This is a genomic window from Caulobacter sp. GW821-FHT10A06 (assembly GCF_059415805.1).
This window is the reverse complement of sequence record NZ_JBWKNY010000003.1, coordinates 203,158-228,877: the sequence shown is the minus strand read 5'-3', so window position 1 is coordinate 228,877 and position 25,720 is coordinate 203,158. Positions and strand designations below refer to the sequence as shown.

Genomic DNA, 25,720 nt, shown 5'->3' with positions numbered 1-25,720 from the left:
CTCCAAAAGAGATCGGATCGTGGCAACGCCACGCTCCGAGGCTCCCAAAAGATGCGCGCGCTGTAGGGCCAAGGCTTTCTCAGGTCAATAACGTTGCGGTGCGACAGCTTGGCCCTATGTTCGGCGCCATGTCCGACCCAGCGTCCCCGGCCGCAGAGCCCGCCCCTGACACCTCTACCCGCGCCCTGTTGCGGGAGCGTGACTTCCTTCTGTTCTGGGTGGCGCGTTTCGTCTCCACCCTGGGCGTGCAGATCCAGTCGGTGGCCCTGGGCTGGCAGGTCTACGCCATCGCCCGCCTGACCCACTCGGTCGGCGAGTCGGCCTTCATGGTCAGCATGATCGGCCTGGCCCAGTTCGTGCCGCTGTTCCTGCTGACCCTGGTCGCCGGCGAGAACGCCGACCGCCGGACCCGCAAGCTGATCGTCGCGACCACCCTGGCCCTGGACGCCGTCAGCGCCGGCGTGCTGCTGACCCTGGCCCTGATGGGCTCGCACCAGCTGTGGCCGATCTTCGCCATCTCGGTGCTGTTCGGGGCCAGCCGCGCCTTCCTGTCGCCCGCCAGCAGCGCCATGGGACCGATGCTGGTGCCGCGCCCGCTGCTGCCGCGCGCCATCGCCTGGAACTCGCTGTCCTGGCAGGGCGGCTCGATCGCCGGTCCGGCCCTGGGCGGCCTGCTGCTGATCCACTCGCCGGCCCTGGCCTTTGGCGTTTCGCTGGTCCTCTACCTGGTCGCCGCCTTGTTGGCCCTGTCGATCCGCAAGAACACCAAGCCCGAGACCCAGCCCGGCTCGCGCGTCGACCTGATCAAGGAAGGCCTGGCCTATGTCTGGAACAACAAGATCGTCTTCGGCTCGATCTCGCTGGACCTGTTCGCGGTGATCCTGGGCGGGGCCACGGCCCTGCTGCCGGTGTTCGCCAAGGACGTGCTGCATATCGGGCCCGGCGGCTTCGGCCTGCTGCGCGCGGCCCCGGCCATCGGCGCCTCGCTGGTCGGCGTCTATCTGGCCAGCCAGCCGATCCGCCGTCACGCCGGCCGGATCATGTTCGCGGGTGTCGCGGTCTTCGGCCTGGCCACGGTGGTGTTTGGCCTGTCCAAGCTGGTCTGGCTGTCGGTGGCCGCCCTGGCCGTGCTGGGCGGGGCCGACATGCTCAGCGTCTATGTCCGCCAGACCCTGGTCCAGATCGTCACCCCCGACCACATGCGCGGCCGCGTCGCCGCCGTCTCGGGCGTGTTCATCAGCGCCTCCAACGAGCTGGGCGAGGTCGAGAGTGGCGCGGCGGCCTGGCTGCTGGGTCCGATCGGCGCGGCGGTGTTCGGCGGCGTCGGGGCCATGGCGGTGACGGCCGCCTGGGCCTGGCTGTTCCCCGACCTGCGCAAGGCAGATCGCCTAGAGTAGTCCAGCCAGCTTGCGGATCCCGTCGCCCGTCAGGCGGCGGATCAGCCACTCGTCCATCGTGGCCGCCCCCAGGCTGTCATAGAAGGCGATCGACGGCGCATTCCAGTCCAGCACCGACCATTCGAAGCGCCCCAGCCCCTCGGCGACGCAGCGCTTGGCCAGGTTGACCAGCAGCGCCTTGCCCGCCCCCGAGCCCCGCGCCGAAGGCCGCACGAACAGGTCCTCCAGCCAGATCCCGTGCCGGCCGACAAAGGTCGAGTAGTTGTAGAACCACAGCGAGAACCCGACCGGCTGACCGTCCAGCTCGGCGATGTCGGCGAACGCGCGGGGGTTCTCGCCGAACAGGGCCGCAGCCGTATCGGCTTCCGTCGCCGTCACCGTGTCGAGCAGCTTTTCATAGTCCGCCAGATCGAGGATGAACTGGTGGATCAAAGCGGCGTCGGCGGGCGTGGCGGTGCGGACGGAAACAGGCATGGCGGTCTCTGCGGACTATCGGGACTTCGTTCTGGAGCAACTGGCCCCGCTGGGCCACATCACCTCGCGCTCCATGTTCGGCGGAGTCGGCGTCTATGCGAACGGCCTGTTCTTCGCGCTGATCGACGACGACACCCTGTACCTCAAGGGCGACGACGCCCTGAAGGTCGAGTTCGAGGCCGCCGGCTCCCACGCCTTCGCGCCGTTCGGCCACGACAAGCCGATGGCCTACTGGACCGCCCCGGCCGAGGCGTTGGATGACCAGGACGTCCTGCTGGAATGGTCGAGGAAGTCGCTGGAGGTGGCCGCGCGAGCAGCGACCTCCAAGAAGAAGCGCTAGCCGATCTTCACCCCCGGCGGCGGCTCGCTGCTCTCGGGCACGAAGAAGTCCGGCATCAGGGTCGCGGCCGGGTCGACCTTGTACTGGTCGAAGTCGCGCACGCCCTCGCCATACAGGAACGTGTCGTCGATCAGGAACTGGCCGGTCAGCTCACGCGAGGGCTTGTTGAAGATCGCATAGGCCGCGTCGGCCATGATCTCGGGCGTGCGGCAGTGGCGCAGGCCTTCCTCGCCGGTCAGGGCGAACTGGATGGCGGCGGTGGCGATGCCGGTGCGCGGCCACAGGGCGTTGAAGGCGATGCCGTCGCTCTTGAACTCCTCGGCCATGCCCAGCACGCACATCGACATGCCGAACTTGGCCATGGTGTAGGCCACGTGCGAGCCGAACCAACGCGGCGACATGTCCAGCGGCGGCGACAGCATCAGGACGTGCGGATTGGCCGACTTCTTCAGGTGCGGGATGCAGGTCTTCGACGTCAGGAACGTGCCGCGCGTATTGATCTGATGCATCAGGTCGTAGCGCTTCATGTCGGTCGACAAGGTGCCGGTCAGCGAGATGGCCGAGGCGTTGTTGACGCAGATGTCGACACCACCGAACTGGGCGACGGCCTTCTCGACCGCCTCCTGGACATTGGCTTCCTCGCGCACGTCGACCACCAGCGGCAGGGCCTGGCCGCCGGCCGCCTCGATCTCTTTCGCGGCGGTGTAGATGGTGCCCGGCAGCTTGGGATGGGCCTCGGCCGTCTTGGCGGCGATGACGATATTGGCCCCGTCCCGCGCCGCGCGCAGGGCGATGGCCAGGCCGATGCCGCGCGAGGCGCCGGTGACGAAGAGGGTCTTGCCCTTGAGGCTCATGAGCGTGCTTCCCGAGTTCGGACGAGGTCGATGCCGGCGATGATGAAGCCCACGATGAAGCTCATCTTCGCCACGTGCGCGATCGGACCGTGATCCTTCATAGCGAGCCCCGCAAGGCCGATGACGAGCGCGGCGATCCAGAGGCCGGCTGGGATGCGGAACACCTTGGCCCGCAGCATATCGACCGCCCAGATCACCATGCCGATCGACCACAGGCTGGAGGCGATCATGTACGACGCCTCGCCGAAGATCTGCGCCGCCGAGGTTCGCACCAGCATCACGCCCAACAGGCCCAGGACGAAGCCGACCAGGCCCAGGACGCTGGCCGAGCGCTTGCTCGCCGACCACACGCCCAGCATGCCGATCATCAGCAGGAGGTCGATGGTCACGTAAACGAGGTGCGGCTGCGGATCGACCAGGCGCGGATAGATCAGGAACGGCGCGACGACATCAATGGCCGACCCGACGATCGTGGCGACGCCGGCCAGGCGCAGGACAGTCCGGTTGTCCATCAGGCGCCGGCTCCGACGGTCTTCACCGACAGGTCCCACAGGCGGTCGGCCGCCTCGGGGTCCAGGGCGTGCGGCATGACACCGTTCCAGGGACGCTCCTGGCTCCACGGGACCGCCTGGTTGCAGTCCTCCAGATAGAGCCCGCCGACGCCGTCCAGCTCATCGCCGACCGCCGCCCAGACGCTGGTCGCCGCGCCCTGCTCGGTGGTCTTGAAACCCTCGCGCGGCTTGTCGTTCTCGTCCAGCCAGCCCATGGCGCGCTGTTCCTCGATCGACATGTGCCGCTGCAGAGGGGTCATGATGCCGCCGGGCATGACGGCGTTGGCGTTGACGCCCTGGTCCTTGAACCGCGTGTCGAAGCCGACCGCGAACAGGCTGTTGGCGGTCTTGGCCTGGCCGTAGGCTTCCCACTTGTCGTAGCCCCGGTGCTCGTAGTTCGGGTCGTCGAAGTTCACCCCCGCACGGCGGTGGCCGATCGACGACAGCGACACCAGCCGCGAGCGCTTGCCGCTGGCCTTGGCGCCGGCCACCAGGTTCGGGGCCAGAAGCACCGACAGCAGGAAGTGGCCCAGGTGATTGGTGCCGAACTGCATCTCGAAGCCGTCGGCGGTGCGCATCAGCGGGCTGGCCATGACGCCGGCGTTGTTGATCAGCAGATCGATCGGCCGGTCGCCCCAGACGTTGGCGAAGTGGCGGATGGACGCCAGGCTGGCCAGATCGACCATGCCGAAGCTGGCGCGCTTGGAACCGACCTCCTCGTTGATTGCATTGGCGACCTCTTCGCCCAAGTCCGGCTTGCGGGCGGCGATGATCACTTCCGCGCCGGCCAGCGCCAGGGCTCGCGCCGTCTCGACGCCGATGCCGGTGGCCGCGCCGGTGACGATGGCTGTCCGCCCCGACAGGTCATGGTCCGCGACGACCTCGCGCGCCGTCGACTTCGCCCCGAAGGGCGAGGTGATGCGATCGCTCATGATGTTCCTCCCTCGTATTTTGCTTTGTGTGGAACGCTACATCTGGATGGCGCAGATCCCCAGGGCGATCGCCAGGCACAACGGGCCATAGGCGCGGCGGTTGAGGCGCCAGAACGGCGTGCCCTCGGCATAGCGGAACACCGGCGGGACATAGGTCGCCAGGCCTCGGCCAGCGAACACCAGGAAGAGAGCCCAGCGCGCTGCCTGTAGCCACGGCTCGAACGACGTCGGTGGAAAGGCGCTGGCCAGGACCAGTCCGCCGCCGATCGCGAGCGCCAGAGCGACCGCCGCGCTGGCGACCAAGCCGGGCGCCTTCATGCCGCGCGTGCGGCCCACGACATGCTCGACCATCGAAGCCTCGTCGTGGCCGGGCCAGCGCCCACCAAAACCCCAATAGAGGTGGATGGCCGCCAGCAGAAACAGGACGCCGGCGACCAGCGCGGCCAGCAGCACGGCCTAGCCAACCTTGGAGAAGTCGGGCGCCCGCCGTTCCATGAAGGCCATGAAGGCCTCGCGGGCTTCGGCGGTCTTGAGGCGTTCGCCAAACAGCGCGCCTTCGGTGTCCATCAGCTCGGCGATCTTCTCGGCGTCGCGCATCAGACGCTTGGTCGTGGTCAGGGCGCCCAGCGGACGGGTCGCCAGCTGGTCGGCGGCGGCGCGGGCGCGGGCCCGCAGGTCGGCAAGCTCGGCCGAGCCGTTGGCGATGCCCCAGGCCACCGCCGTGCCGCCGTCGATCGCCTCGCCCAGGGCGAACATGGCGTAGGCGCGGGCATGACCGATGCGGGCCGGCAGCAGCCAGCTGGAGGCGGCTTCCGGCACCAGGGCCAAGTTCACGAACGGCACGGTCAGGCGCGCATCGGGCGTGACATAGACGAGGTCGCAGTGCAGCAGCATGGTCGTGCCCACGCCCACGGCCTGGCCATGGACGGCGGCGACCAGCGGCCGGGTGGCGTTGGCCAGGGCCTTCAGGAAACGGATCACATGGCGCTCGCCCGTCGCGGCGCCCGTGGCCTGGGCGGCGAAATCCTGCAGGTCATTGCCGGCCGTGAAGCTGTCGCCGTCGGCCTGGAAGATCACGACCCGCACGGCCGGATCCTTCTCGGCGGCCTCCAGGCTGTCGGCCAGCACGCCGTACATGTCGTTGGACAGGGCGTTCTTCTTTTCCGGACGAGCCAGGGTCAGCGTCATCACGCCGGCGTCGATCTCGACTTTCACGTGATCGGTCATTGGGGATCTCCCTTGGGGAACTTGGTCTGGAGGCTGGAGAGCCAGCGCGCGACGACGCCGATCTCCTCGTCCGTGAAGCCTTCGGTCAGGTGGGCGTTGATGCCGTCCAGGCCCGCTTTCGCGGCCTCGCGGGCGGCGCGGCCCTTGTCGGTCAGATGCAGGCGCATGGCCCGGCCGTCCTTGGGGTCGGCGCGGCGCTCGACCAGCTCGGCCTTGGTCATGCGGTCGATCAGGCCGGTCATGGCCGAGGGTGCCAGGTCCAGGGCGTCGGCGGCCTCGCCGATCAGCGCCCCGTCCTGTTCGCCGAGATAGAACAGCACCCCCGACTGGGCGGCGGTCGTGACGCCCTTGGCCGCCATCTTGCCCTCGATCCAGCGCTGCACGCGCCGATGGCCGGCGTTGAGCAGGAAGATCAGGCGGCGGTCGGCGGGCACGGGCATGCGCGCCAGATTATGTTTCGTATGCGAAATGTCAAACGGACGTTTTTAGGCTTCGCTAGAAATCGCCGAATACCAGGCGACACCCTCCGCATCGACGTCGCGCCGGATGCGTCCCCGGCCGATCAGGCAGTTCAGGTGCGCTAGCGCCTCGCCGGTCGCCATGCCCAGCAGGTCCGGCCCGATCGGCCGCGCGAACAGGGCGCCGAAGGTGTCGACCACCCGCTTGGGCTCGGCCAGCTTCTTTTCCAAGCGCGAGAGGCCCCGCTCGTGGCCGGAGATCAAGCCGTCGATCCGGGTGTGCAATCCCTCGAACGGATCGTTGTGGGCCGGCAGCACGATCACCTCGTCCGGCACGGCCGCCTTCACCTTGGCCAGCGACCGCAGCCAGTCGCTCAAGGGATCGGCGTCCGGCTCGGTCGGGAACACCGAGACGTTGGACGAAATGCGCGGCAGCACCTGGTCGCCCGAGATCAGCACGTTCAGCTCGGGGCACCACAGGCAGGCGTGGTCGGGCGAGTGCCCCTGCCCCGTCACCACCCGCCAGGTCTTGCCGCCGATGTCGAAGTCCTCGCCGTCCGACAGCCGGCGATAGCTGTCGGGCAGGGCGTAGATCGCCTTGCCGAAGCCGCCGAAGCGGGCCTTGTAGTTCTCGATGGCGTCCTCGTCCCAGCCGGCGGCGTGGAAGAACTTCACCCCGTCCTCAGGCGCCGCGCGGCCGGTGTCGGCCACCAGCATGCGGCACTGGAAATATTCCAGGCGGGTCATCCACAGCCGGCAGTCAAACTTGCGGGTCATCCAGCCGGCCAGGCCGACATGGTCGGGATGCAGGTGGGTGCAGATCACCCGCGTGACCGGCTTGCCGCCCAGGGCCTCGGCGAAGGCCGCGCGCCAGGCCTGGCTGGTCTCCTTGGTCTGGACGCCGGTGTCGACCACCGCCCAGCCTTCCCCGTCGGCAATGGCCCAGACATTGATGAACTGCAGCGAGCCGCCCAGCGGCATGCGCAGCCACAGGACGCCCGGCGCGACCTCGACCGCCTGGCCCGAGCCCTGCTCGGGCGCGGTCTCGAACGGATAGACCAGGCGGCCCTTCCGGGGCTCCTGAGTCTCTTCCGGCGCTTCGCCATCTTCGAATCCGTCGCGCATTCCGTTCCCTTCAGACGCCGTTCAACCGGCGCTCACCCTTGATTTGACCCATTTTTTGCCTCCGAACCCAGTCATCATCATGCCCAGGTCGGACGGTATCTTGACCCCTAGTACCCGCACGCGCTTATGTCCGCGCGAGGAATCCACCCAGGAGACATTTCCCATGAAGCGTTTCGCGATCGGCCTGACGGCCGCCCTCGCGGTCGCCATTCTGACCCCTGCAGTCGTTATTTCGGCGCAGAAGGAAGAGAAGGGCAAGCCCGCCGCTGTCGACGCGAAATCGCGTGAAGCGGGCATGAAGGACGCCCCGGCCCTGATCCAGGCCACCGGCGCGGGCTGCACGGTTTCGGACGCCCGCTTCATCGGCGAGGACAAGAAGGCCGGCTCCAAGTACTACGAAGTCGCCTGTAACGAAGGCATGGGCTTCGCGCTGATCGCCAAGAAGGACGTCGCGCCGCAGATCTACACCTGCCTGGAATCGAGCCAGCCGGGTCCGGACGGCAAGACCGGCGGCCTGGCCTGCGTGCTGCCCGGCAACGCCAACCCCGGCGCGGGCCTGGCCCCGTTCGTCAAGAAGGGCGGCGCGACCTGCGACATCGAAAACACCCGCGCCATCGGCTCGGGCGCCAAGAACTCGTACTTCGAAGTCGCCTGTAAGGGCGGCGCCGGCTACATCGTCCAGACGGTCTCGCCGCTGAACATCAACGGCGAAGTCACCGTCAACAGCTGCCTGCTGTACGAAGAAGGCGGCAATGTCAGCTGCAAGCTCACCAACCGTGAGACCCAGCTGGCCGTCGTCAACACGCTGAACACCGGCGCCGCGGCCGCGGGCACGACCTGCGCCATCAAGGACAAGCGCTACGTCCTCAGCACCAAGACCGACAACTATTTCGAAGTCTCGTGCCAGGACGGCAAGGGCTACATGTACCAGCAGACGGCGGCCAACGGCGCCTTCGCTCGGGCCATCCCCTGCGCCCAGGCCGGCTTCGTCGGCGGCGGCTGCACCATGACCGACGCGGTCGCGGCGCAGACCGAGCAAGCCGGCTTCTACAGCAAGCTGGCCACCAAGGCCGGTTTCCCCTGCGACGTCGAGAAGTACGGCATGCTGCCGACCAACGACCCGAAGAAGGAAATCGTCGAGCTGAAGTGCAAGGGCAGCGAAGTGGGCGGCATCGCCGTGTTCACCGCCACCGGCGGCACGGTGTTCGACTGCCTGACGGCCGAGTTCAACGGCTATCGCTGCAGCTTCACCAAGAAGGACACGCAGTTCGCGCGTCTGAGCCAGGACCTGGTCGGCTTCAACAAGGCCTCGTGCAAGGTGTCTGACGCCCGCGTGATCGGCTCGACCGAAACCGAAGGCTTCGTCGAAGTCGCCTGCTCGGACGGTCTGCCGGGCTGGGTGCTGGGCTATCCGACCGGCGTCGCCAAGCCGGCCGCCAAGGAGTTCCTCTCCTGCGTCCAGGCCAAGGGCATCGGCGGCGGCTGCAAGCTGCCGACCAACAAGGTCAAGGGCTGATCCCAGCCTAGAGCTTGAACAAGTCAGCCCGCCCGGAGCGATCCGGGCGGGCTTTCTTTTTGGCCTAAGGGCTGGCTAGGCTGGATCATGCTCCGCGCCCTGACCCTCGCCTTCGCCCTGCTCGCCACCGCTGCCCAGGCGGGTGAGCGCTACGTCTCGATGGGCAGCTCCTACGCCGCCGGACTGGGCGTCGCGCCCTACCAGGAAGGCGCGCCGGCCCGCTGCGCGCGGTCGACGCGGAACTACGCCAGCCAGCTGGCGGCCAAGCGCGGCCTGACTCTGGTCGATGTCGGCTGCAGCGGGGCCAAGACCTCGGCGATCCTCCAGCCCTGGGGCGAGCTACCGGCCCAGATCGATGCCGTGACGGCCGACACAGCCCTGGTCACCGTCACCATCGGCGGCAACGACATCGGCCTGGTCGGCGGGCTCTATGGCGCCTCGTGCCGCAAGCTGGGCGAGGCCAATTGTGCGCCGGCGACGACAGCCAGCGAGGCGGACTACGCCGCTCTGAAGACGGCCATGACCGGCATGGTCGCGGCGATCCGCGAGCAGGCGCCGAAGGCCAAGATCGTGCTGGTCGAGTATCCGACGATCCTGCCGCCACAGGGATCCTGCGCCGCCACGCCGCTGAGCGATGCGGACGCCGACGCGGCGCGGGCCAAGGCCGCGCGGCTGCTGGCGATCACGCGAGAGGCGGCGGCCGCCAGCGACGCCTGGGTGATCACCACCTCGGAGTTCAGTCGCAACCACGACGCCTGCGCGGCGCAGCCGTGGATGAACGGCTACCCGGCTCCGGGCGCCGCGCCCTATCACCCGAACCTGGCGGCCATGACCGCCATCGCCGAAGCTTTGGACGCCGCCCTCCGCTAGAGCGCTGCCTCGATCAGCCGTGGGCCGGGCGTCGCCATGGCGCGGGCGAAGGCGTCGTCGAAGGCCTCGGCCGTCGCCGCGCGCTCGGCGGCCATGCCCATACCCTGAGCCATCTGCACCCAGTCGATGCGCGGATCACCCAGATCCAGCAGCCGCGAGGCCGCCGGTCCCGGATTGCCGGCGCCGGTGCGGCCCAGCTCGATGCCGAGGATCCGATAGGCGTGGTTGGCGAAGACCACGACCGTGACGTCCAGCTGCTCGCGGACGATCGTCCACAGGCCCTGCACCGTGTACATGCCCGCGCCGTCGCCGGTCAGGGCCAGCACCTTGCGGTCGGGACAGGCCACCGCCGCGCCCAGCGCCAACGGGATACCCTGCCCGATCGCGCCGCCGGTCAGCGACAGCCACTCGTGAGCGCGGGCCGCCTTGGTCTGGGTGAAGATCGGCAGGCCGGCGGTCACCGCGTCGTCAGAGATCACCGCGCCCGTCGGCATGTGCTTGGCGATCGATGCGCCGATGGCCCAGGCGTCGAAGCGGCCGGCCGGCGCTTCGGGCGCGGCATAGGTCTCGACGGGGCCTGACGCCGGCGCGCCGACCGCATCGGCCAGGGCGTTCAGCGCCGCCGCCGCATCGATCTCGCGGCCGCACAGGGTCTCCACCGAGCAGCCTTCCGGCACGAGCACACTGGGCCGGTCGGGATAGGCGAAGAAGGCCACCGGCCGGGCGGTCGAGACCAGAATCATCAGGTCGACGCCGTCCAGGTCCTTCAGGGCCTGCTCGCCGAAATAGGGCAGCTTGTCGGGACGGAAGCGGCCTTCGCCCCGCGCCTGGCGGGCGGTGAAGGTGTCGGTCAGAACGCGCACGCCATGCGCCGCGAGACGCCCAGCGGCGGCCAGGGCGACTTCGCCGCAAGCGCCCGAGCCCAGCAGCAGCACCGGCTTCTTGGCCAAGGACAGCGCCTTGGCGACGGAGTCGACGGCGGCTTTATCGGGCTTGGCGAAGCTCGGCGGCGTCACCACCGGCCCCTTCACGGTCGCCTCGTTCCAGGCCGCGTCGGCGGGCAGCACCAGGCAGGCATTGCCGCCGGGCGTCCCGTAGCTGGCGACGATGGCCTCGGCGGTCAGCGGTCCGACGCTGTCGGCGCTCTCGGCCGACTTGACCCACAGCGAGTTGGGCGCGGCCAGGGCGGCGATGTCGCTGTTCAGCGGCGCGTCGAAGCCCCGGTGATAGGTGGCGTGGTCGCCGATGACGTTGACGATGGACGTGTACGCTCTGCGGGCGTTGTGCAGGTTGGCCGCGCCGTTGGCGTAGCCGGGCCCCAGGTGCAGCAGGGTGCAGGCGGGTTTGCCGGCCATGCGGCCATAGCCATCGGCGGCCCCGGTCGCCACGCCTTCGAACAAGCACAAAACCGAGCGCATGCGCGGCTCGCGGTCCAGGGCCGAGACGAACTGCATCTCGCTGGTGCCGGGATTGGCGAAGCAGGCGGTGACCCCGTTGTCGGCCAGGGTGGTGATCAGGGCGTCCGCGCCGTTCATGCGTTCCTCCGAACTTATGCCTCCTGTCTCCGACATTTCGGCAAGGCCGCCAACCCGGTTGCGCTCCCGATGGCAGCTATTGCAGTCTGGCCGACAAAACGGGGGGAAAATTTGCCATGAAGGCCATGAGCCCGGCCGCGCGCTGGACGCTGGTCGCGTCCGTCATCGCCGGCGTCAGCTATGTCGCGACCTGGGTCGTCGAGCTGCCGCCGCTGGCCGAGACCGCCTGGAAAGGGGCCGGCGTCGCCCTGCTGGCGCTGCATGCGGCGCTGCGAGCACGATCCCTGGACGGCTGGCTACTGGTCGGGGTCATGGCTCTGGGCGCGGCCGGTGACGTCTTGCTGGAGACCCACGGCCTGACCGTCGGGGCCATCGCCTTCCTGCTGGGCCACCTCGTCGCCAGCGGTCTTTATCTGCGCCATCGGCGAAGCGCCGCCCTGGCGCCGCTGGTCCTGATCCCGGCGGTCACGGCCATCGCCTGGATGCTGCCCGCCGACCGCGCCGCCGCGCCGGGCATCGCCCTCTACAGCGTCTTCCTGTCGGTGATGGCCGCCACGGCCCTGGGCAGCCACTTCCCGCACAAGAGTGTCGGGCGCGGGGCGTTGATGTTCGTGCTGTCGGACCTGCTGATCTTCGCCCGCCTGGGTCCGCTGCCGGACAATCTGGCGACCGGGCTGGCGGTGTGGGGTCTGTACTATTTCGGCCAGATGCTGATCTGCGTCGGCGTCGCGCGTACGCTGCAGTCTAGAACCGCATGACCCCGGCATCCGGCGTCGCCGAAAACAGCCGCTCGAGCTCTTTCGGCCGCCGGTCCCTCGCCATGGCCTGGTTGATATAGCCCTTGTCGGTCAGCTCGCCGCTGGCCGCGTCGGGCGCGCCGTCCAAGATCAAGGCGCGGGCGATCTTGCCGCCGCCGCCCTTGGCCGCCGCATTCATCCGCGAAAGGCCTTCGAAGATCTGACCACGGACGGCGTCTGTGTCCCCGAGCCGCTCGCACGCCTTGGCGTCCAGGAACAGCATCAGGCCAACCCCGTCCTGCCCCTCGCCGCAGACCACCGCGTCGGACACCACGCCGCCGATCGCCGACACCGCCGCCACTCGCAGCGCCCCGGCCGCCACGAACGTCCCGCTGGCCAGCTTGAAGTTCTCCACAAGCCGCCCGTCGAACACCAAGCCCGCCGCCGGATCCTCCGGATCGGCCAGCCGCGCCGCGTCGCCCAGGCGATAGAAGCCATCCTCGTCGAAGGCCTGCGCCGTGGCTTCCGGCTGATCCAGATACCCCGGCGAGACCTGCGGCCCCTTGACCCTGATCTCGAACTTGCCCCCGTCGCCGGCCGGGACCAGCTTCACCGCCGTGCCCGGAGTCGGCAGGCCGACCATGCCTGAGCGGGCGTTCAGCCAATGGATGTTGCAGGCCGTCGGCCCGGTCTCGGTCGCGCCATAGCCGGCCGCGAAGGTGATCCGCTCACCGACGGTGCGCACCGCCACGGCCTGAACGCGGTCCAGGATCGACTGGGCCATCGAGGCGCCGCCGTACTGGATCACCCGGACCTTCTCGAAGAACTTGGTCGCCAGGGCCTCGTCGCGCTCCAGCTCGCCGACGAACAGCCCCCAGCCAGCCGGGACCATGTTGTGATAGGTCGTCGCCACCTCGGAGAGGTTGCGGACAGTCTCGGCGAACTTGCCGGGCACGGGCTGGCCGGCGTCGACGTACAGCGTCCCGCCCCGGTGCAGCACCATGTGCAGGATGGCGTTGGCGCCCAGGCTGTGGCTCCAGGGCGCGGAATTGACCAGCACCGGCGGCTCGGGGTCGGCGTAGCAGCCTTGGATCTGGGCCGCGTTCAGCGCGATGTTGGCGTGGGTGCAGACCACCGCCTTGGGCCGCCCCGTCGAGCCGGAGGTCAGCAGCAGCTTGGCGACGTCGTCCGGACGGGCGACGGGTTCGACCGGTTCGCTCTTCAGTAAATCGTCGAAGACCACGTCGCCGGGTCGCGCATTGCGACTGACGACGACCGGCAGGCCGGCCAGGAACGGCGCGGCCAGGGCGTCGCCGAAGGCCTCGGCGTCGTCGGCATAGACGGCGGCGGGCTTCAGGCGCTCGACGGCGTGCTGCAGGCGGGTGAGGTCCGCGCCCTTCAGCCCGTACTGCGGCGAGACCGGCGCGGCCGGCGCGCCCAGGCTCATGGCGGCATAGGCGATCAGGGCGTGGTCGATCCCGTTGCGCGCCAGGATCAGCAGCGGTTGGCCGCGCGAGAGACCCAGACCCTGGAGACCACCGGTCAGGGCGGCCACCCGGTCCTTGGCCTGGGCGTAGGTCACCGTCCGCCAGTCATCACCGTCGCGTTCAGCCAGCCAGATCCTATCCGCCGCCTCGATCGCCCAGCGGGCCAGCGGCTGCGTCGTGGTCTGGACCGCGTCCGAATAGGGCATGGGATTGCGCAGGATCAGCGTCTCTCCCAGCCGCTCAACTTCCAGCGCGCGGGGCGCGTAACGAGCGTCGCGAAAGGGGGCGGTGTTAGAGGCTGATCCGTCCATGGCCTGTTATGCGCCCCCCTCGACATTTTTTCCAAGACCTGTCGAATCCCACCGAACCCGCGCGTCTCTCAGGTCGAAGCGTCGCGATCGCCGCGCGCTCATGGGAGACCAAAGATGCAATACGCCCTGCTGATCTACGAGAACGAAGAGCTCTATCGCGGCGACAACGGCCGCGCGCTGGACGAGATCATCACCGCCCACATGGCCCTGGCCAAGGCGCTGGAGGAAGAGGGCATCCTGCGGGGCGGCTCGGGCCTGAACACCGGCGACACGGCCACCACCCTGCGCAAGAGCGGGGGCCAATACGCGCTGCATGACGGTCCGTTCGCCGAGGCGCGCGAGCAGCTGGGCGGGTTCTATCTGGTCGAGGTTCCCGACCTGGACGCGGCCATGGCGGTCGCCAAACGCATCCCGCTGGCCGGCGATGGCTCGGTCGAGGTGCGCCCGACCACGGACTGCTAGTTGGTCACCCTCGACCAGACCGCGCGGGAGGCCGGGGGGCGGATTGTCGCCGCCCTGGCCGCGACCTTCCGCGACCTGGACCTGGCCGAGGAGGCCTATGCCGAGGCCTGCGCGCGGGCCGCCGCCGTCTGGCCGGCGGCTCCGCCCCTGGACCCGGCGGCCTGGCTTTACGCCACGGCGCGGCGATGCGCGCTGGATATGATCCGCAAGCGGAACGTCCGCACCCGCCTGGCGCCGGACGCGCCCGAGCCCGAGGCCACGGCGGAGGACATCCTGGCCTCCGACGCCCGCCTGATCCCGGACGAGCGGCTGCGGCTGATCTTCGTCTGCTGCCACCCGGCCGTCGCGCCCGAGGCCCGCGCGGCCCTGACCCTGCGGCTGGTCTGCGGCCTGACCGTGCAGGAGATCGCTCGCGCCTTCCTGGTCGCCGAACCCGCCATGTTCCAGCGCCTGACCCGCGCCAAGAAGAAGATCGCCCAGGCCGGGGTGTCGTTCGAGGTCCCGGGACCCGAAGCCTGGCCCGAGCGCCTGGCGGCGGTGCTCTCGACCCTGGAAGTCGCCTATGCCCGCGCCCACGAGGACGCCGCTGGAGCCGGGCAGCATGCCGGCTACGCCCGCGAGATGCTGACCCTGACCGCCGTCCTGGGCGAGCTCTTGCCCGACGAGCCCGAGTGCCTGGCCTTCGCCGCCACGGTGCGGTTCGCCGAGGCCCGGCGGCCGGCGCGACTGGACGCGGACGGGGCGATGGTCCCGCTGTCGGAGCAGGATCCGAGGCTATGGAGCCGGCCGCTGATCCACGAAGCCGACGCCCTGCTGCGCCGCGCCGCGCGGCTGAACCGGCCCGGACCGCGCCAGCTGCGGGCGGCCCTGCACGGGGTCTGGTGCGTGCGCCGTTCGCTGGCCGAGCCGCCGCCGTGGTCGGCCGTGCTGGCGCTGTATGATCTGGCCGACCGGGATGATCCGTTCGTGCGAATCAACCGCGCCGTGGTCCTGGCCGAGCTGGGCGGGCCGGCCGTGGCTCTGGCGGAGATCGAGGCGCTGGACGCGGCCCGGCTGGCGGACTTCCAGCCGTTCCATGCGGTGCGCGCTGATCTGCTGGCCCGGCTGGGCCGGCGCGACGAGGCGCTGGCCGCCTATGACCGGGCGATCGACCTGGCGCCGGGACCGGCGGAACGCCTGTGGCTACTCCGCCGACGGAGCGACCTCTAGCGGGCAAGGGTTTCCAGGAACCGCACCGGCTCGCCACGGCCCTCGGCGACGATCTCGTCGTCGCGCATGACCACGATACCGCGCACGATGGTCGCCACCGGCCAGGCCTTGGCCTCGAAGCCGTCGAACGGGGTCCAGCCGGCGCGGTTGGCCATCTGCTCGTGGGTGATGACCTTGCGAGCCTTCATGTCGACGATGGTGAAGTCGGCGTCGAAGCCTTCGGCCAGGCGGCCCTTGTCGGCCAGGCCGAACACGCGGTTGACGCCGTGGCTGGTCAGGTCGACGAAGCGCTCCAGGCTCAGCTTGCCGTCGACCACGTGGGTCAGCATGACCGGCACCAGGGTCTGGACGCCCGGCATGCCCGAGGGCGAGGCCGGATAGGGCCGGGCCTTCTCCTCGCGGGTGTGGGGGGCGTGATCCGAACCCAGCACGTCGGCGATGCCGGCCTCGATGCCGCGCCAGACGCCGGCCACGTGGTCGGCCGAGCGGATCGGCGGGTTCATCTGGGCAAAGCCCTTCAGGCGCTCATAGGCCTCGGGCGCGACCAGGGTCAGGTGCTGGGGCGTGACCTCGACGCTGGCGACGTCCTTGTTCTGGGCCAGGAAGTCGATCTCTTCCTTGGTCGTGACGTGCAGCACGTGGATGCGCTTGCCAAGGTTCTTGGCGATGCGGACCAGGCGGTGGGTCGACTGCAGGGCGGCCTGGGCGTCGCGCACCTCGGGGTGGCTGGTCCAGTCGCCGGGGCGGGCCAGGTGGCGGCGCTCGGCCAGGCGGTATTCGTCCTCGGAGTGGAAAGCGGCGCGACGGTTCACGTGGCGCAGCACATTCTCGACGCCTTCATCGTCCTGGACCAGCAGGCTGCCCGTCGAGGCGCCCATGAACACCTTGATGCCGCAGCAGCCCGGCAGGCGCTCCAGTTCACCCAGGAAGTTGGCGTTCTCATGCGTGCCGCCGACATAGAAGGCGTGGTCGGTGTGCATGCGGTTCTTGGCCCGCGACAGCTTGTCGGCCAAGGCGTCCGGGTCGGTGGTGGTCGGCTCGGTGTTGGGCATCTCGAAGACGGCGACCACGCCGCCCAGGGCCGCGCCGCGCGAGCCGCTCTCGAGATCTTCCTTCCACTCCAGGCCCGGCTCGCGGAAATGCACCTGGCTGTCGATCACGCCCGGCAGGACAGTCAGGCCGCCGGCGTCAAAAATCTCGCCGGCCGAGGCCTGGGACAGGTCGCCGATCGCGACGATCTTGCCGTTCCGCACGCCGATGTCGGTGATCCCGCGCCCCGCGTGGTTCACCACCTCGCCCCCACGCACGATCAGGTCGAAGGTCTGGGTCATGGGGACGGCTCCTGCGAATGGATTTCAGCGGGTCTAGGTCCGCCTCACGCCCCGATCAACAAAATATCCGCTCATCCCCGCGAAAGCCGGGATCCATGCGGACGGGCGGCCTAGTCGCGCACCGTCTTGTCTCGCTCGGCTGGATCATCGCCTTCGCGGGAATGGGCGGCGGCGGCTTCGAGTTCGAGGTACTCAGCCGCTTCTTCAGCGACCGGTTCCGAAGCGGCTTCAGCCTCAGCGACCTCTTCCGCGATCGCTTCCTCGACCACCGCTTCCTGCGGCGAGAGCTCGGCCTCGGGTTCGGTGCGGGCCAGCAAGGCCTTGGCGGCCTTGAGCACCGTCGCCACCGGCAGGTCGCTCATGTGGCGGATGGCCTGGGAGAGGTCCGGGTCGATGGCCATGAACTGGTCGAAGCTGCGCGGGCCGCGCACGGCTTCGGCGCGGTCGCCCCAGGGGCCGTAGCGGCGCTCGTCCGAGGGACCGAATAGGCCGATGGTCGGCGCGCCGGCGGCGGCGGCGATGTGCATCAGGCCCGAGTCATTGCCGATGAACAGCCGCGCGCGCTTCAGGCAGGCATAGGCGGTCAGCAAATCCACCTTGCCGGTCAGGTCGATGGTCCGGCCGCGGGCCGAGGCCATGCGCAGCTCCTCGACCATGCGGGTGTCTTCCGGACCGCCCAGGATCAGCAGCCGGCCGCCGGCCATCGGGCCGTCCTTGTCCAGCAACTGGGCCGCCGTCTGGGTGAAGCGTTCGATCGGCCAGACCTTGCCGATCCAGTTCGAGGCCGGACCCATGGCCAGGATCGGCCCGCCTTCGCCCAGCAGCTCGTCGGCCAGGGCCTGGACGTCGGGCGAGATGTAGAGGTGCGGCGCGGGCGGATCGCCCTCCAGCTTCAGCGTGCGGGCGGCGTCGACCACCTTGTGCACCACGTCGCCGGGCAGCTTCTTCCAGATCGCCCGTTTGTCGCGGCGCAGGAAGAGGGCCGTGGCGCTGCCGCGCAGGTCGACGACCAGGCTCCACTTCTTGTGGCGCACCTGGTTCCAGAGCTTGAACCAGTGGCTCTTGCCCTTCCCCTTGGCCTTTTCCATCACGATCACGCGGTCCAGGCCCGGCACATGGGCGAACAGCGGCGCGGCCAGAGGGCCGGCGACGATGGTGAAGCGAGCGTTGGGGATCTGGTCGGCCAGCATTTTGATCAGGCCGGACGACAGCACCGCATCACCGATGCGTGTGGCCGTGATGAAAAGAATCGGGAAGGCCCGCTGTGTCATCGGACCATCTATAGGCCGGTCGTTGAGTCGGCGCATCCCGCTATAGCGGTTAAGCTTTTACCTTCCTGCGACCGAACGTCGCGCGACCGCATTGGCGGTCCGGCGAGGGCAGGCCTATATCGCGGTCATGAGCTCGCTTCGCACCGCCCATCTGACGTCCCGCGCCGTCATCGCCGTGTCCGGTCCGGACTGGAAGAGCTTCCTGCAAGGCTTGCTGACCCAGGACGTCGAGACCATCCAGCCGGGCGAGCTGCGCTTCGCGGCCTTGCTGACCCCGCAAGGCAAGCTGCTCTACGACGTGTTCGTGGCGGCAAACCCGGAGGAGATGGGCGACGGAGCTCTGCTCGACGTGGCGGCCGAGCACCGCGACGCGATCCTGACGCGTCTTTCCATGTACCGCCTGCGGGCCAAGGTGACGCTGGAGCCCAGCGACTTCAAAGTCATCGCCGCGTTCGGCGAGCCTATGGACGGCGGTTACGCCGACCCGCGCCTGCCGGCCCTGGGCGCGCGCGCCTATGGCCACTGCGAGGCCGAGAGCACCGAGGCCGACTACGACGCCTGGCGCCTGTCCCTGGGCGTGCCCGGCCCGGCCGACTGGGGCAGCGAGGCGAACTATCCGATCGAGGCCGACTTCGACCTCTTGGCCGGCATCGACTTCAAGAAGGGCTGCTTCGTCGGCCAGGAGACCACCAGCCGCATGAAGCGGCGCGGGACGATCAAGAACCGCATGCTGCCGATCACCTTCGACGGCCCTGCTCCGGCCTTCGGGACCGAAGTGCTGGCCGGCGGCAGCCTGCGGGCGGGCGAGGTGCTGAGCGGCGCCGATGGCCGGGCGATGGCCATCCTGCGACTGGACCGGATCGAAGGCGCCGACCTGACAGTCGAAGGCCGGCCGGTCACGGTGGACCGGCCGGCCTGGCTCATCTAGCGGCAGCTGCCGTAGCGATCGGGCGAGGCGCCCGGACCACCCCGCCAACCGGGCGGGTTTTCCCAGTTGGTGCCGGGACCGCCGCGCGGACCGGGCGGGTTGTTGTCGTTGTCGAACCAGCACTTGGCGCGCGGATTCCACCAGCCGAAGCGCGGGTGATAATAGCCGTAGGCGCGGTTGTAGTAGTAGCCGTCGCGATAGCGGAACTCGACCCGCTGGCCCTTCCAGCGATAGTAGCGACGGTCGGGCGAGGCGCCGGGACCGCCGCGCCAGCCGGGCGGGTTCTCCCAGTTGGTGCCGGGGCCGCCGCGCGGGCCGGGCGGATTGTTGTCGCGGTCGTGGTGGCGCTGGGCCAGCACCGGCGTGGCGGTCATGGCCGTGGTCGCCAGGGCCAGCATGGCCAAGGTCTTGAGGCGCTTCATCAGCGTCTTTCCTCCGTTGGTTCGATCCCTCTGGCCTTCCAACGCGCGAGACGGACAATTCAGTCGCTCGTGAACCAATGTTCCCCAAAAGTTCTAGTCAGCCGGTGATCTTCTGCTAGCTTCGCCGCATGACCGAGCCCACACGCTGTACCTGGAAAGGCATGAACGGCGACCCGTTCTACGAGGCCTATCACGACCACGAATGGGGCGTGCCCGAGTGGGACAGCCGCGCCCTGTGGGAGAAGCTCGTCTTGGACGGTTTCCAGGCCGGGCTGTCGTGGATCACCATCCTGCGCAAGCGCGAGGCCTTCCGCGCCGCCTTCGCCAACTTCGATCCCGAGAAGGTCGCCCGCTTCGACGAAACCGACCGCGCCCGGCTGATGGCCGACGCCGGCATCATCCGCTCGAACGGCAAGATCGACGCGGCCATCTCGGGCGCGCGGATCTATCTGGACATGCGCGAGCGCGGCGAGGACTTCGGCCAGTTCCTGTGGGACATGGTCGGCGGCGCGCCGATCCAGAACCAGTGGCAGGCCGGCGAGGTGCCGACCCAGACCCCGTTGGCCGTCGAGATGTCCAAGGCCCTGAAGGCCAAGGGCTTCAAGTTCTGCGGCCCGGTGATCGTCTACGCCTTCATGGAAGCCACCGGCCTGGTCAATGACCATCTGACGACCTGCTTCCGCCATGAGGAATGCAAGGCGATGGCGAAGCGGGTCTAGGTCGCCTCGCCGCGGGCATAGACCGCCGACAGCCGCTTGTAAGGGCGGGAGTTGAAGGCCAGCACGGTCGCGATGACCCCGATCACGCCGGCCACGGTGAAGACCAGGGCGATGCCCCGGTCGGCGCCGCGTCCGAACCAATCGCCGATCGCTGTCGCCCCCGCGCCGTTGGTCATGAACGGAATGACGATGAACTGGGTCAGCGGTCCGATCAGGAAGGCCGTCAGCGGCGAGGCCGCCTGCTCGACCGACTGGGCGAAGCCGAACACTCGGCCCTGGCGCTCCAACGGCACCACCTTCTGCAAGGTGGTCTGCTCGGCCGCCTCGGCATAGGGGCCCAGCGCCATCCAGATGAAGCAGCCGATCGCCAGCAGGATGATCGACGACTTCAGGGTGAAGACGCAGCACACCGACCAGGTGATCAGGTTGACCAGCAGCAGGGTGCGCAGGGGACTGGGTCCCAGGCCCGTGCGGCTGATGGCGACGCCGCTGACGATGAAGGCCACCGACAGCACGCCAAACAGCAGGCCCCAGGTCTGCACCGAGACCAGCGACAGGCCATAGGCGTCCAGCAGCGCCATGAAGATGCCGCCCAGGAAGTTGTTGAAGGTCGCGAAGAAGATCAGGGCGAACAGGCCCGGCACGGCGGCGATGACCTTGATCGTGCCCGGCAGGTCGACCTTGCGCGGCTCGGTCGGCGCGTCCGGATGCGGACGGGGCTCATCCACCTTGATCGGCAACAGATGCAGCAGGGCCAAGACGGTGAATCCCGCCGCGAACAGCAACGTGGCGGTCATGCCGCCCCAGGCCACCAGGAAGCCGCTGATCACCGAGGTGGTCAAAAAGCCGATGCCCGTGACCATGCCCACCAGGCCATTGGCCTTGTCGCGCCGGTCCTCGGGCACCAGGATCGTCACCAGGGTCGGCAGGGCGATGCCGCGGACATTGCCGGCGATCACGCCCAGCATGGTCAGGCCGATCAGGCTCCACAACCACGGCCGGCCGACATCGGCGATCGCGCCCTTCGGGGCCGCCGCCAGCAAGGCCAGGGACAGGGCGTAGAAGCCCAGCGACACGACGCTGGACCCGGCCATCGCCGTCTTCTTGCGATGATGATCGACCAGGCTGCCGAACCAGATGCCCGATACGGCGGTCAGCACCAGATAGACGCCGGCGATCATGCCGGTGGCGAAGACCGAACGGGTCTCCAGATAGACGTAGAAGGTCAGGGCGAACCAGACCGTGAAGTTGGTGATGTTGGCCACGAGGTTGTTGGCCAGCAGATGATGAAATGGAGTCACGAAAGGCTCCTCGCGACACGGCGGCCCCGCCGAGGCGGACCGTGCCAGGGCTCAAGGCGGGGCGCAACGCCCCGCCGAACGCCGTTCGTTATTTGCCCGCATTCTCGATCGCCGCGTCGATCTCGGCCAGGGAGTGGTAGCCCGGCTCCATCTTGCGACCGTTGACCTCGAAGGTCGGGGTGGCGTTGACGTCGTGGGCCTTGGCGTTGTTCTGCACGCGCGTGTTCAGGGCCGCCATCTGGGCCTCGTCGCTGACGCACTTCTGGAACTGGTCCTCGCTCATGCCCACCGACTTGGCGATGTCCGACAGGGTTTCGCGCGGCGAGTAGAAGATGCCCGGCTGGGCGGCGAAGATCGCGTCGTTGACGGCGAAGTATTTGTCCTTGCCCGCGCAGCGCGCCAGCAGGAAGCCGCCCGCGGCCACGGTCACCTCTTCGCTGCCGCCGACCAGCATCTCGCGGAACACGTAGTGGACCTTGCCGGTGTCGACATACTTGGCCTTGAAGGCCGGATAGACGTCCTTCTGCCACTTGGCGCAGATCGGGCAGCCGACCGAGGCGTATTCGACGACCGTGATCTTGGCGTCCTTGTTGCCCATATCCATGTCGTCCGGCAGCGCCTGGTAGGCCTTCTGCTGGCCGCATGCCGCCAGGGCCAAAGCCATCAACGCGGCGACCGCGATCTTCACACTACGCATCAGCTGCTCCCAAAAGCCGGAAGCGACACCATACGGGCGGTTGTGGCCTCCGCAAGGCGCACGCCGCGCTAGCCGGCGACCTGGGCCTTGGTGACGTCGCAGTCGGCGTGGTCCCAGGGACCGTCGACCCGGCCCATGTCGACCGCCGCGAAGATCAGGCTGCCGCCGGCCGGCACGGTCGTGCGGACCGTGGCCGAGATTGTTCCCGGCGAGACGTCGCCGCTCAGCATCCGGCAGCGGATCGTCGGGTCCTTCAGCGGCAGGCCCGAGATGTTGTTGGCCCGCCCGGTGGCCAGCAACGAACCGGTCTTGCTCCGGATGAACGTCACCTTGCCCAGGGTCAGGTAGGTCTCGGGATGGGCGCGAACCAGCGCCGGCAGGGGCAAGGTCGCCGGACGCGCCGGGATGACGAGCTTGGGCGCGGGCGTGTCGTCCGGACGGGTCACGGCGGTCAGGGCGCCGCCAGCCAGGAACACCACGATGAACGCGACCAGGGCCCGCGCGGGCGTGCCAACCAGCGGCCAGCGCGGCTGGGGCTTGAACACCAGGAAGAACGTCCCGGCCGAAGCGATCAGCCACAGCAGCGGCACGGCGTAGGTCAGCAGCGTCATCAAGGGTCCCCCGGCCCCGCTTCTAGAGCGAGGCGACGCCGCGCACTAGGGCCGCTGGCTGACCCGCACCCAGTCGACCTCCATGGTCGCCGGCAGAACCGCCTCGTCGACGCCCTTGGCATTGGCGCCCTCGGGCCAGCGACCGCCGAAGGCCAGGTTCAGGATCAGGTGGAAAGGCTGGTCGAACGGCGCGGCACTGACGTCCTTGTCGTCACGCTTCCAGTCGGCGGCCTTGGCCTGGGCGTATTGTTGTCCGTCCACGAACCAAGTGATCGCCTCGGGCGTCCACTCCACCCCATAGACGTGGAAGCCGTCCGGCGAGGCCGGCATCGACGCGCCGGTGCTGACCTGCTTGTGCGTCCCGGCCGCGTCGCCCGCGAAGTGGATGGTGCCGAAGATCCGGTTCTCGCGCCCACCCTGACAGACCTCGGGCGCACAGGGTGCGCCCAGGTTCACCGTCTCCAGGATGTCGATCTCGCCGGACTTGGGCCAGCCGCCATAGGTCGACAGCTCGGGCATCATCCAGATCGCCGGCCACACGCCCTGGCCGCCCGGAACCCGCGCCCGCGCCTCGAACCGGCCGTAGCGCCAGCTGGCCAGGCCCTGGGTCAGGATCTTGCCCGAGGCGTAGTCGCCGGTCTTCATCGGCCCGGTCGGACCAGCCCACGGATTGGCCAGGCCCCGCGTCTTGCGCTTGATCGTGGTCAGCCGCAGCAGGCCGTCCTTGACCGACACCGTCTCGGGACTGAGCTCGTAGCACTGGCGCTCGTCATTGCCCCCGCCGCCGCAGTCGGCGGCGTAGTTCCATTTGCTCTGATCCAGCCGGTCGCCGTCGAACTCGTCGGACCAGACCAGTTTCCAGCCTTCCTCGGCGTGGGCGACGGGCGCGGCGGCGGACAACAGGGCGAGGGCGGCGACGATCGACTTGAGGCTCATGGCCTGGGATGCTCAAGCGCCTGCCACCCCACGTCAAGCCAGGCCGGGACCAGCCGCCGCGCGCCCGAGGCGCTGAGGTGGTCGTCGTCGAAATAGATCGGCTCGCCGTCCATCATCGCCTGGCAGCGGCCGTTGACGCACAGGGTCTGCGACGGGAAAACCGCCGCGACGCCGCGCCGATCCTGGATGGCCGCGCGGATGGCGTCCTCGGCTGGACCGGCGCGCGAGAGGGGCAATTCGGCGTCGACGCTGGCGCACCGCCCAGGCTTCAGGCCCAACTGGGCGGACTGCCCCAGGCATTCCGGCGCGCCCAGGGTCAGCTCCGGGACCGGACCGATGATCAGCACCCGCAGATCGGGACGGCGCTGGGCGATGGCCCGCAGCGTGCGGCCCAGCGGCGCGGCCAAGCCCGTGCGCTTGCCGCCGGCCTGCATGGTCACGCGCGGCGAGTTGACGTCGTAGAACGGCGGCGCGTCGCGATAGAGCGGCCAGCGAGCGGCCAGCACCACCAGCTTCAGCCGCTTGTCGGCGGTGATCCGGTCCAGGACCTGGTCGGCAGCCGCCCCGCATTCCAGCTTGAAGCGGTACATCGTCCGGACACTGACGCCGACCAGCGGCGGGCAGCCGCCTCGGGCCACCTCGCGGACGCTCCAGCCGCGCGCCATGGCCCAGTCCACGACGCCGGGAGTCACCGCATCCGCGTGGGAGTCGCCCCAGACCAGGACGTCGTCGCCCGCCACACCCGATGTCGCGCCGAACCGGCAGTCCTCGAGCTTGGCCTTGCGGGCGTTCTCGAAACAGGCCTGGCGGGCCGGATTGACGTCGGTGTCCTCCAGGTCGGCCAGGGCCTTGGCCTCGGGTAACAGGCGGCCGGGCAGGCCATGGGTGAAGAACAGCAGCGCGCCCACGGCGATCGGGGCCAGCAGCGGCAGCAGCATCAGGCCCAGGCGCCGCCAAGGCCGGTCGGTCGCCCCCCGTCGGAAAGGCTGCTCGACGAAGCGCCAGCTGAGGATCGCCAGGACCAGCGCCAGCCCGACCAGGCCCAGGCGTTGCGGCGCGGTCAGCGGCTGCTGGGCGACATCGGCGGCCAAGACCAGCAACGGCCAGTGCCACAGATAGAACGAGTACGAGATCTTCCCCAGCCCGACGACCGGCGCCCAGCGCAGCGGGGCCAGGCCCCGGAAAGCGCCCGAGCCGCTCCAGACCAGCAGCGCCGTCCCCAGGCAGACCGGAACCGCCGACAGCCCCGGAAAGGCGCTGGCCTCGTTCAGCCAGATGAGGCTGCCGGCGATCGCCAGCCCGCCGAGAATCCCCGCCAGCTTGGCCGTCGTCCGGTCCTCTGGAGGCTTGACCAGACCCAGGGCCAGCACCCCGCCAGCCAGGAACTCCCACGCCCGCATCGGCAGGCCGAAGAACGCCCAGTTGGTAGTCACCGTCGCCTGGGCCAGCACCAGCGAGCCGACCAGCAACACCAGCGCCAGGGTCGCCCGCATCCCTCGCAGCGGCTTCAGCGACAGCAGCGCGATCAGGGCCGGCCAGAGCAGGTAGAACTGCTCCTCCACACCCAGCGACCACAGGTGCAGCAGAGGGTTCTGCTGGGCGCCCGGCGCGAAATAGCCGGCGGTCTGGGTGAACAGGATGTTGGCGACGAACAGGCCCGAAGCCGCCGTCGCCGCGCCGGTCATGGCCAGGAGGCGCGGCATCTCGATCCAGACCGCCAGCGCCGCCGTGACCAGCACCACCAGCAGATAGGCCGGCACGATCCGCCGCGCTCGGCGCAGATAGAACCCGCCCCACGAGAAGCTCCCGGCTTCGCGGGCCTCGGCGATGATCCGGGTGATCAGGTAGCCCGAGATGACGAAAAACACGTCCACCCCGACGAAGCCGCCGGGCAACAGGGTGGGAAAGGCGTGATGGATGACGATGGCCCCCACCGCGACGGCCCGCAGCCCGTCGATGTCGCGTCGATAGTCCAGACCCATGCTCGCCCCCGAAACTACAGCCGTAATCACGTGAGCG

Annotated in this window: 27 protein-coding genes; 9 read left to right on the top strand and 18 right to left on the bottom strand. The window is 69.2% G+C overall.

Annotation, left to right across the window (positions count from 1 at the left end):
• Positions 1-128 precede the first annotated feature (128 nt).
• Entirely contained in the window at positions 129-1,397 is a 1,269-nt protein-coding gene (locus AC07NF_RS08890) for an MFS transporter (RefSeq protein WP_494633799.1), read from the top strand.
• Here the strand turns inward: AC07NF_RS08890 and AC07NF_RS08885 are convergent.
• The gene (locus AC07NF_RS08885) at positions 1,389-1,871 is read right to left on the bottom strand and encodes a GNAT family N-acetyltransferase (protein WP_494633796.1); all 483 of its coding nucleotides are present in this window, start codon (positions 1,869-1,871) and stop codon (positions 1,389-1,391) included. The genes AC07NF_RS08890 and AC07NF_RS08885 overlap by 9 nt on opposite strands.
• On the opposite strand from AC07NF_RS08885, the gene AC07NF_RS08880 reads away from it, so the two are divergent.
• Positions 1,813-2,211 (top strand): TfoX/Sxy family protein, encoded by a 399-nt coding sequence (locus tag AC07NF_RS08880; RefSeq protein WP_494633794.1) that lies wholly within the window; start codon positions 1,813-1,815, stop codon positions 2,209-2,211. The two genes, AC07NF_RS08885 and AC07NF_RS08880, sit on opposite strands and share 59 nt — an antisense overlap.
• On the opposite strand, the gene AC07NF_RS08875 is transcribed toward AC07NF_RS08880, so the two are convergent.
• Genes AC07NF_RS08875 through AC07NF_RS08845 form a run of 7 tightly spaced genes read right to left on the bottom strand, consistent with a single transcriptional unit; the run spans position 2,208 to position 7,358 of the window.
• Complete coding sequence (locus tag AC07NF_RS08875) at positions 2,208-3,065, bottom strand: SDR family oxidoreductase (RefSeq protein WP_494633792.1); 858 nt, start codon at positions 3,063-3,065, stop codon at positions 2,208-2,210. The two genes, AC07NF_RS08880 and AC07NF_RS08875, sit on opposite strands and share 4 nt — an antisense overlap.
• Positions 3,062-3,577, bottom strand: a complete 516-nt coding sequence (locus AC07NF_RS08870; RefSeq protein ID WP_494633790.1) for a hypothetical protein — start codon at positions 3,575-3,577, stop codon at positions 3,062-3,064. Before AC07NF_RS08870 ends, AC07NF_RS08875 begins: the two co-directional genes overlap by 4 nt.
• The gene (locus AC07NF_RS08865) at positions 3,577-4,548 is read right to left on the bottom strand and encodes an SDR family NAD(P)-dependent oxidoreductase (protein WP_494633788.1); all 972 of its coding nucleotides are present in this window, start codon (positions 4,546-4,548) and stop codon (positions 3,577-3,579) included. The genes AC07NF_RS08870 and AC07NF_RS08865 overlap by 1 nt, the downstream gene beginning before the upstream one ends.
• A gap of 36 nt (positions 4,549-4,584) precedes the next feature.
• Positions 4,585-5,001 carry a DUF3995 domain-containing protein gene (locus AC07NF_RS08860; RefSeq protein WP_494633786.1) on the bottom strand — a complete coding sequence of 139 codons (417 nt, stop codon included), beginning with the start codon at positions 4,999-5,001 and terminating at the stop codon, positions 4,585-4,587.
• 3 nt (positions 5,002-5,004) lie between these two features.
• The gene (locus AC07NF_RS08855) at positions 5,005-5,775 is read right to left on the bottom strand and encodes an enoyl-CoA hydratase-related protein (RefSeq protein ID WP_492813936.1); all 771 of its coding nucleotides are present in this window, start codon (positions 5,773-5,775) and stop codon (positions 5,005-5,007) included.
• The gene (locus AC07NF_RS08850; protein WP_494633784.1) at positions 5,772-6,215 is read right to left on the bottom strand and encodes a MarR family winged helix-turn-helix transcriptional regulator; all 444 of its coding nucleotides are present in this window, start codon (positions 6,213-6,215) and stop codon (positions 5,772-5,774) included. Before AC07NF_RS08850 ends, AC07NF_RS08855 begins: the two co-directional genes overlap by 4 nt.
• A 45-nt stretch (positions 6,216-6,260) precedes the next feature.
• The gene (locus AC07NF_RS08845; protein WP_494633782.1) at positions 6,261-7,358 is read right to left on the bottom strand and encodes an MBL fold metallo-hydrolase; all 1,098 of its coding nucleotides are present in this window, start codon (positions 7,356-7,358) and stop codon (positions 6,261-6,263) included.
• A 163-nt stretch (positions 7,359-7,521) separates the two neighbouring features.
• Between AC07NF_RS08845 and AC07NF_RS08840 the strand changes: the two genes are divergently transcribed.
• Positions 7,522-8,874 carry a hypothetical protein gene (locus tag AC07NF_RS08840; protein WP_494633779.1) on the top strand — a complete coding sequence of 451 codons (1,353 nt, stop codon included), beginning with the start codon at positions 7,522-7,524 and terminating at the stop codon, positions 8,872-8,874.
• Between the two features lie 87 nt (positions 8,875-8,961).
• Positions 8,962-9,744, top strand: a complete 783-nt coding sequence (locus AC07NF_RS08835) for an SGNH/GDSL hydrolase family protein (protein WP_494633777.1) — start codon at positions 8,962-8,964, stop codon at positions 9,742-9,744.
• Here the strand turns inward: AC07NF_RS08835 and AC07NF_RS08830 are convergent.
• A complete protein-coding gene (locus AC07NF_RS08830; RefSeq protein WP_494633775.1) occupies positions 9,741-11,279 on the bottom strand; it encodes an acetolactate synthase large subunit in 1,539 nt (512 codons plus the stop codon). The two genes, AC07NF_RS08835 and AC07NF_RS08830, sit on opposite strands and share 4 nt — an antisense overlap.
• Before the next feature lie 116 nt (positions 11,280-11,395).
• Here AC07NF_RS08830 and AC07NF_RS08825 point away from each other — a divergent pair, with 116 nt between their 5' ends.
• Positions 11,396-12,037, top strand: a complete 642-nt coding sequence (locus tag AC07NF_RS08825) for a lysoplasmalogenase family protein (RefSeq protein ID WP_494633773.1) — start codon at positions 11,396-11,398, stop codon at positions 12,035-12,037.
• On the opposite strand, the gene AC07NF_RS08820 is transcribed toward AC07NF_RS08825, so the two are convergent.
• Positions 12,024-13,814, bottom strand: a complete 1,791-nt coding sequence (locus AC07NF_RS08820) for a feruloyl-CoA synthase (protein WP_494633771.1) — start codon at positions 13,812-13,814, stop codon at positions 12,024-12,026. The two genes, AC07NF_RS08825 and AC07NF_RS08820, sit on opposite strands and share 14 nt — an antisense overlap.
• Before the next feature lie 114 nt (positions 13,815-13,928).
• On the opposite strand from AC07NF_RS08820, the gene AC07NF_RS08815 reads away from it, so the two are divergent.
• Both AC07NF_RS08815 and AC07NF_RS08810 read left to right on the top strand, forming a co-directional pair.
• Positions 13,929-14,276, top strand: a complete 348-nt coding sequence (locus AC07NF_RS08815) for a YciI family protein (RefSeq protein WP_492813921.1) — start codon at positions 13,929-13,931, stop codon at positions 14,274-14,276.
• Positions 14,277-15,485, top strand: a complete 1,209-nt coding sequence (locus AC07NF_RS08810; RefSeq protein WP_494633768.1) for an RNA polymerase sigma factor — start codon at positions 14,277-14,279, stop codon at positions 15,483-15,485.
• Here AC07NF_RS08810 and AC07NF_RS08805 read toward each other — a convergent pair.
• Entirely contained in the window at positions 15,482-16,816 is a 1,335-nt protein-coding gene (locus AC07NF_RS08805; RefSeq protein WP_494633766.1) for a dihydroorotase, read from the bottom strand. The genes AC07NF_RS08810 and AC07NF_RS08805 overlap by 4 nt on opposite strands.
• Before the next feature lie 110 nt (positions 16,817-16,926).
• Positions 16,927-18,087: a glycosyltransferase family 9 protein gene (locus AC07NF_RS08800; protein WP_494633762.1), complete on the bottom strand. Its 1,161-nt coding sequence runs from the start codon at positions 18,085-18,087 to the stop codon at positions 16,927-16,929.
• 127 nt (positions 18,088-18,214) lie between these two features.
• Here AC07NF_RS08800 and ygfZ point away from each other — a divergent pair, with 127 nt between their 5' ends.
• A complete protein-coding gene (ygfZ, locus tag AC07NF_RS08795) occupies positions 18,215-19,015 on the top strand; it encodes a CAF17-like 4Fe-4S cluster assembly/insertion protein YgfZ (protein WP_494633760.1) in 801 nt (266 codons plus the stop codon).
• Here ygfZ and AC07NF_RS08790 read toward each other — a convergent pair.
• On the bottom strand, positions 19,012-19,437 hold the full coding sequence (locus AC07NF_RS08790) for a hypothetical protein (protein ID WP_291877584.1): 426 nt from the start codon (positions 19,435-19,437) through the stop codon (positions 19,012-19,014). The genes ygfZ and AC07NF_RS08790 overlap by 4 nt on opposite strands.
• A 128-nt stretch (positions 19,438-19,565) precedes the next feature.
• Here AC07NF_RS08790 and AC07NF_RS08785 point away from each other — a divergent pair, with 128 nt between their 5' ends.
• Positions 19,566-20,156, top strand: a complete 591-nt coding sequence (locus tag AC07NF_RS08785; protein WP_494633758.1) for a DNA-3-methyladenine glycosylase I — start codon at positions 19,566-19,568, stop codon at positions 20,154-20,156.
• Here the strand turns inward: AC07NF_RS08785 and AC07NF_RS08780 are convergent.
• The 5 genes from AC07NF_RS08780 to AC07NF_RS08760 all read right to left on the bottom strand — a co-directional run bounded on the left by AC07NF_RS08780 (position 20,153) and on the right by AC07NF_RS08760 (position 25,683).
• Complete coding sequence (locus tag AC07NF_RS08780; RefSeq protein WP_494633862.1) at positions 20,153-21,505, bottom strand: MFS transporter; 1,353 nt, start codon at positions 21,503-21,505, stop codon at positions 20,153-20,155. The two genes, AC07NF_RS08785 and AC07NF_RS08780, sit on opposite strands and share 4 nt — an antisense overlap.
• A 40-nt stretch (positions 21,506-21,545) precedes the next feature.
• Positions 21,546-22,154, bottom strand: a complete 609-nt coding sequence (locus AC07NF_RS08775; RefSeq protein ID WP_494633756.1) for a DsbA family protein — start codon at positions 22,152-22,154, stop codon at positions 21,546-21,548.
• Positions 22,155-22,222: 68 nt separating this feature from the next.
• Positions 22,223-22,765, bottom strand: a complete 543-nt coding sequence (locus tag AC07NF_RS08770; RefSeq protein ID WP_494633754.1) for a hypothetical protein — start codon at positions 22,763-22,765, stop codon at positions 22,223-22,225.
• Positions 22,766-22,810: 45 nt separating this feature from the next.
• Entirely contained in the window at positions 22,811-23,701 is an 891-nt protein-coding gene (locus tag AC07NF_RS08765) for a glycoside hydrolase family 16 protein (RefSeq protein WP_494633752.1), read from the bottom strand.
• Positions 23,698-25,683 carry an acyltransferase family protein gene (locus AC07NF_RS08760; RefSeq protein ID WP_494633750.1) on the bottom strand — a complete coding sequence of 662 codons (1,986 nt, stop codon included), beginning with the start codon at positions 25,681-25,683 and terminating at the stop codon, positions 23,698-23,700. The genes AC07NF_RS08765 and AC07NF_RS08760 overlap by 4 nt, the downstream gene beginning before the upstream one ends.
• Between the last annotated feature and the right edge of the window lie 37 nt (positions 25,684-25,720).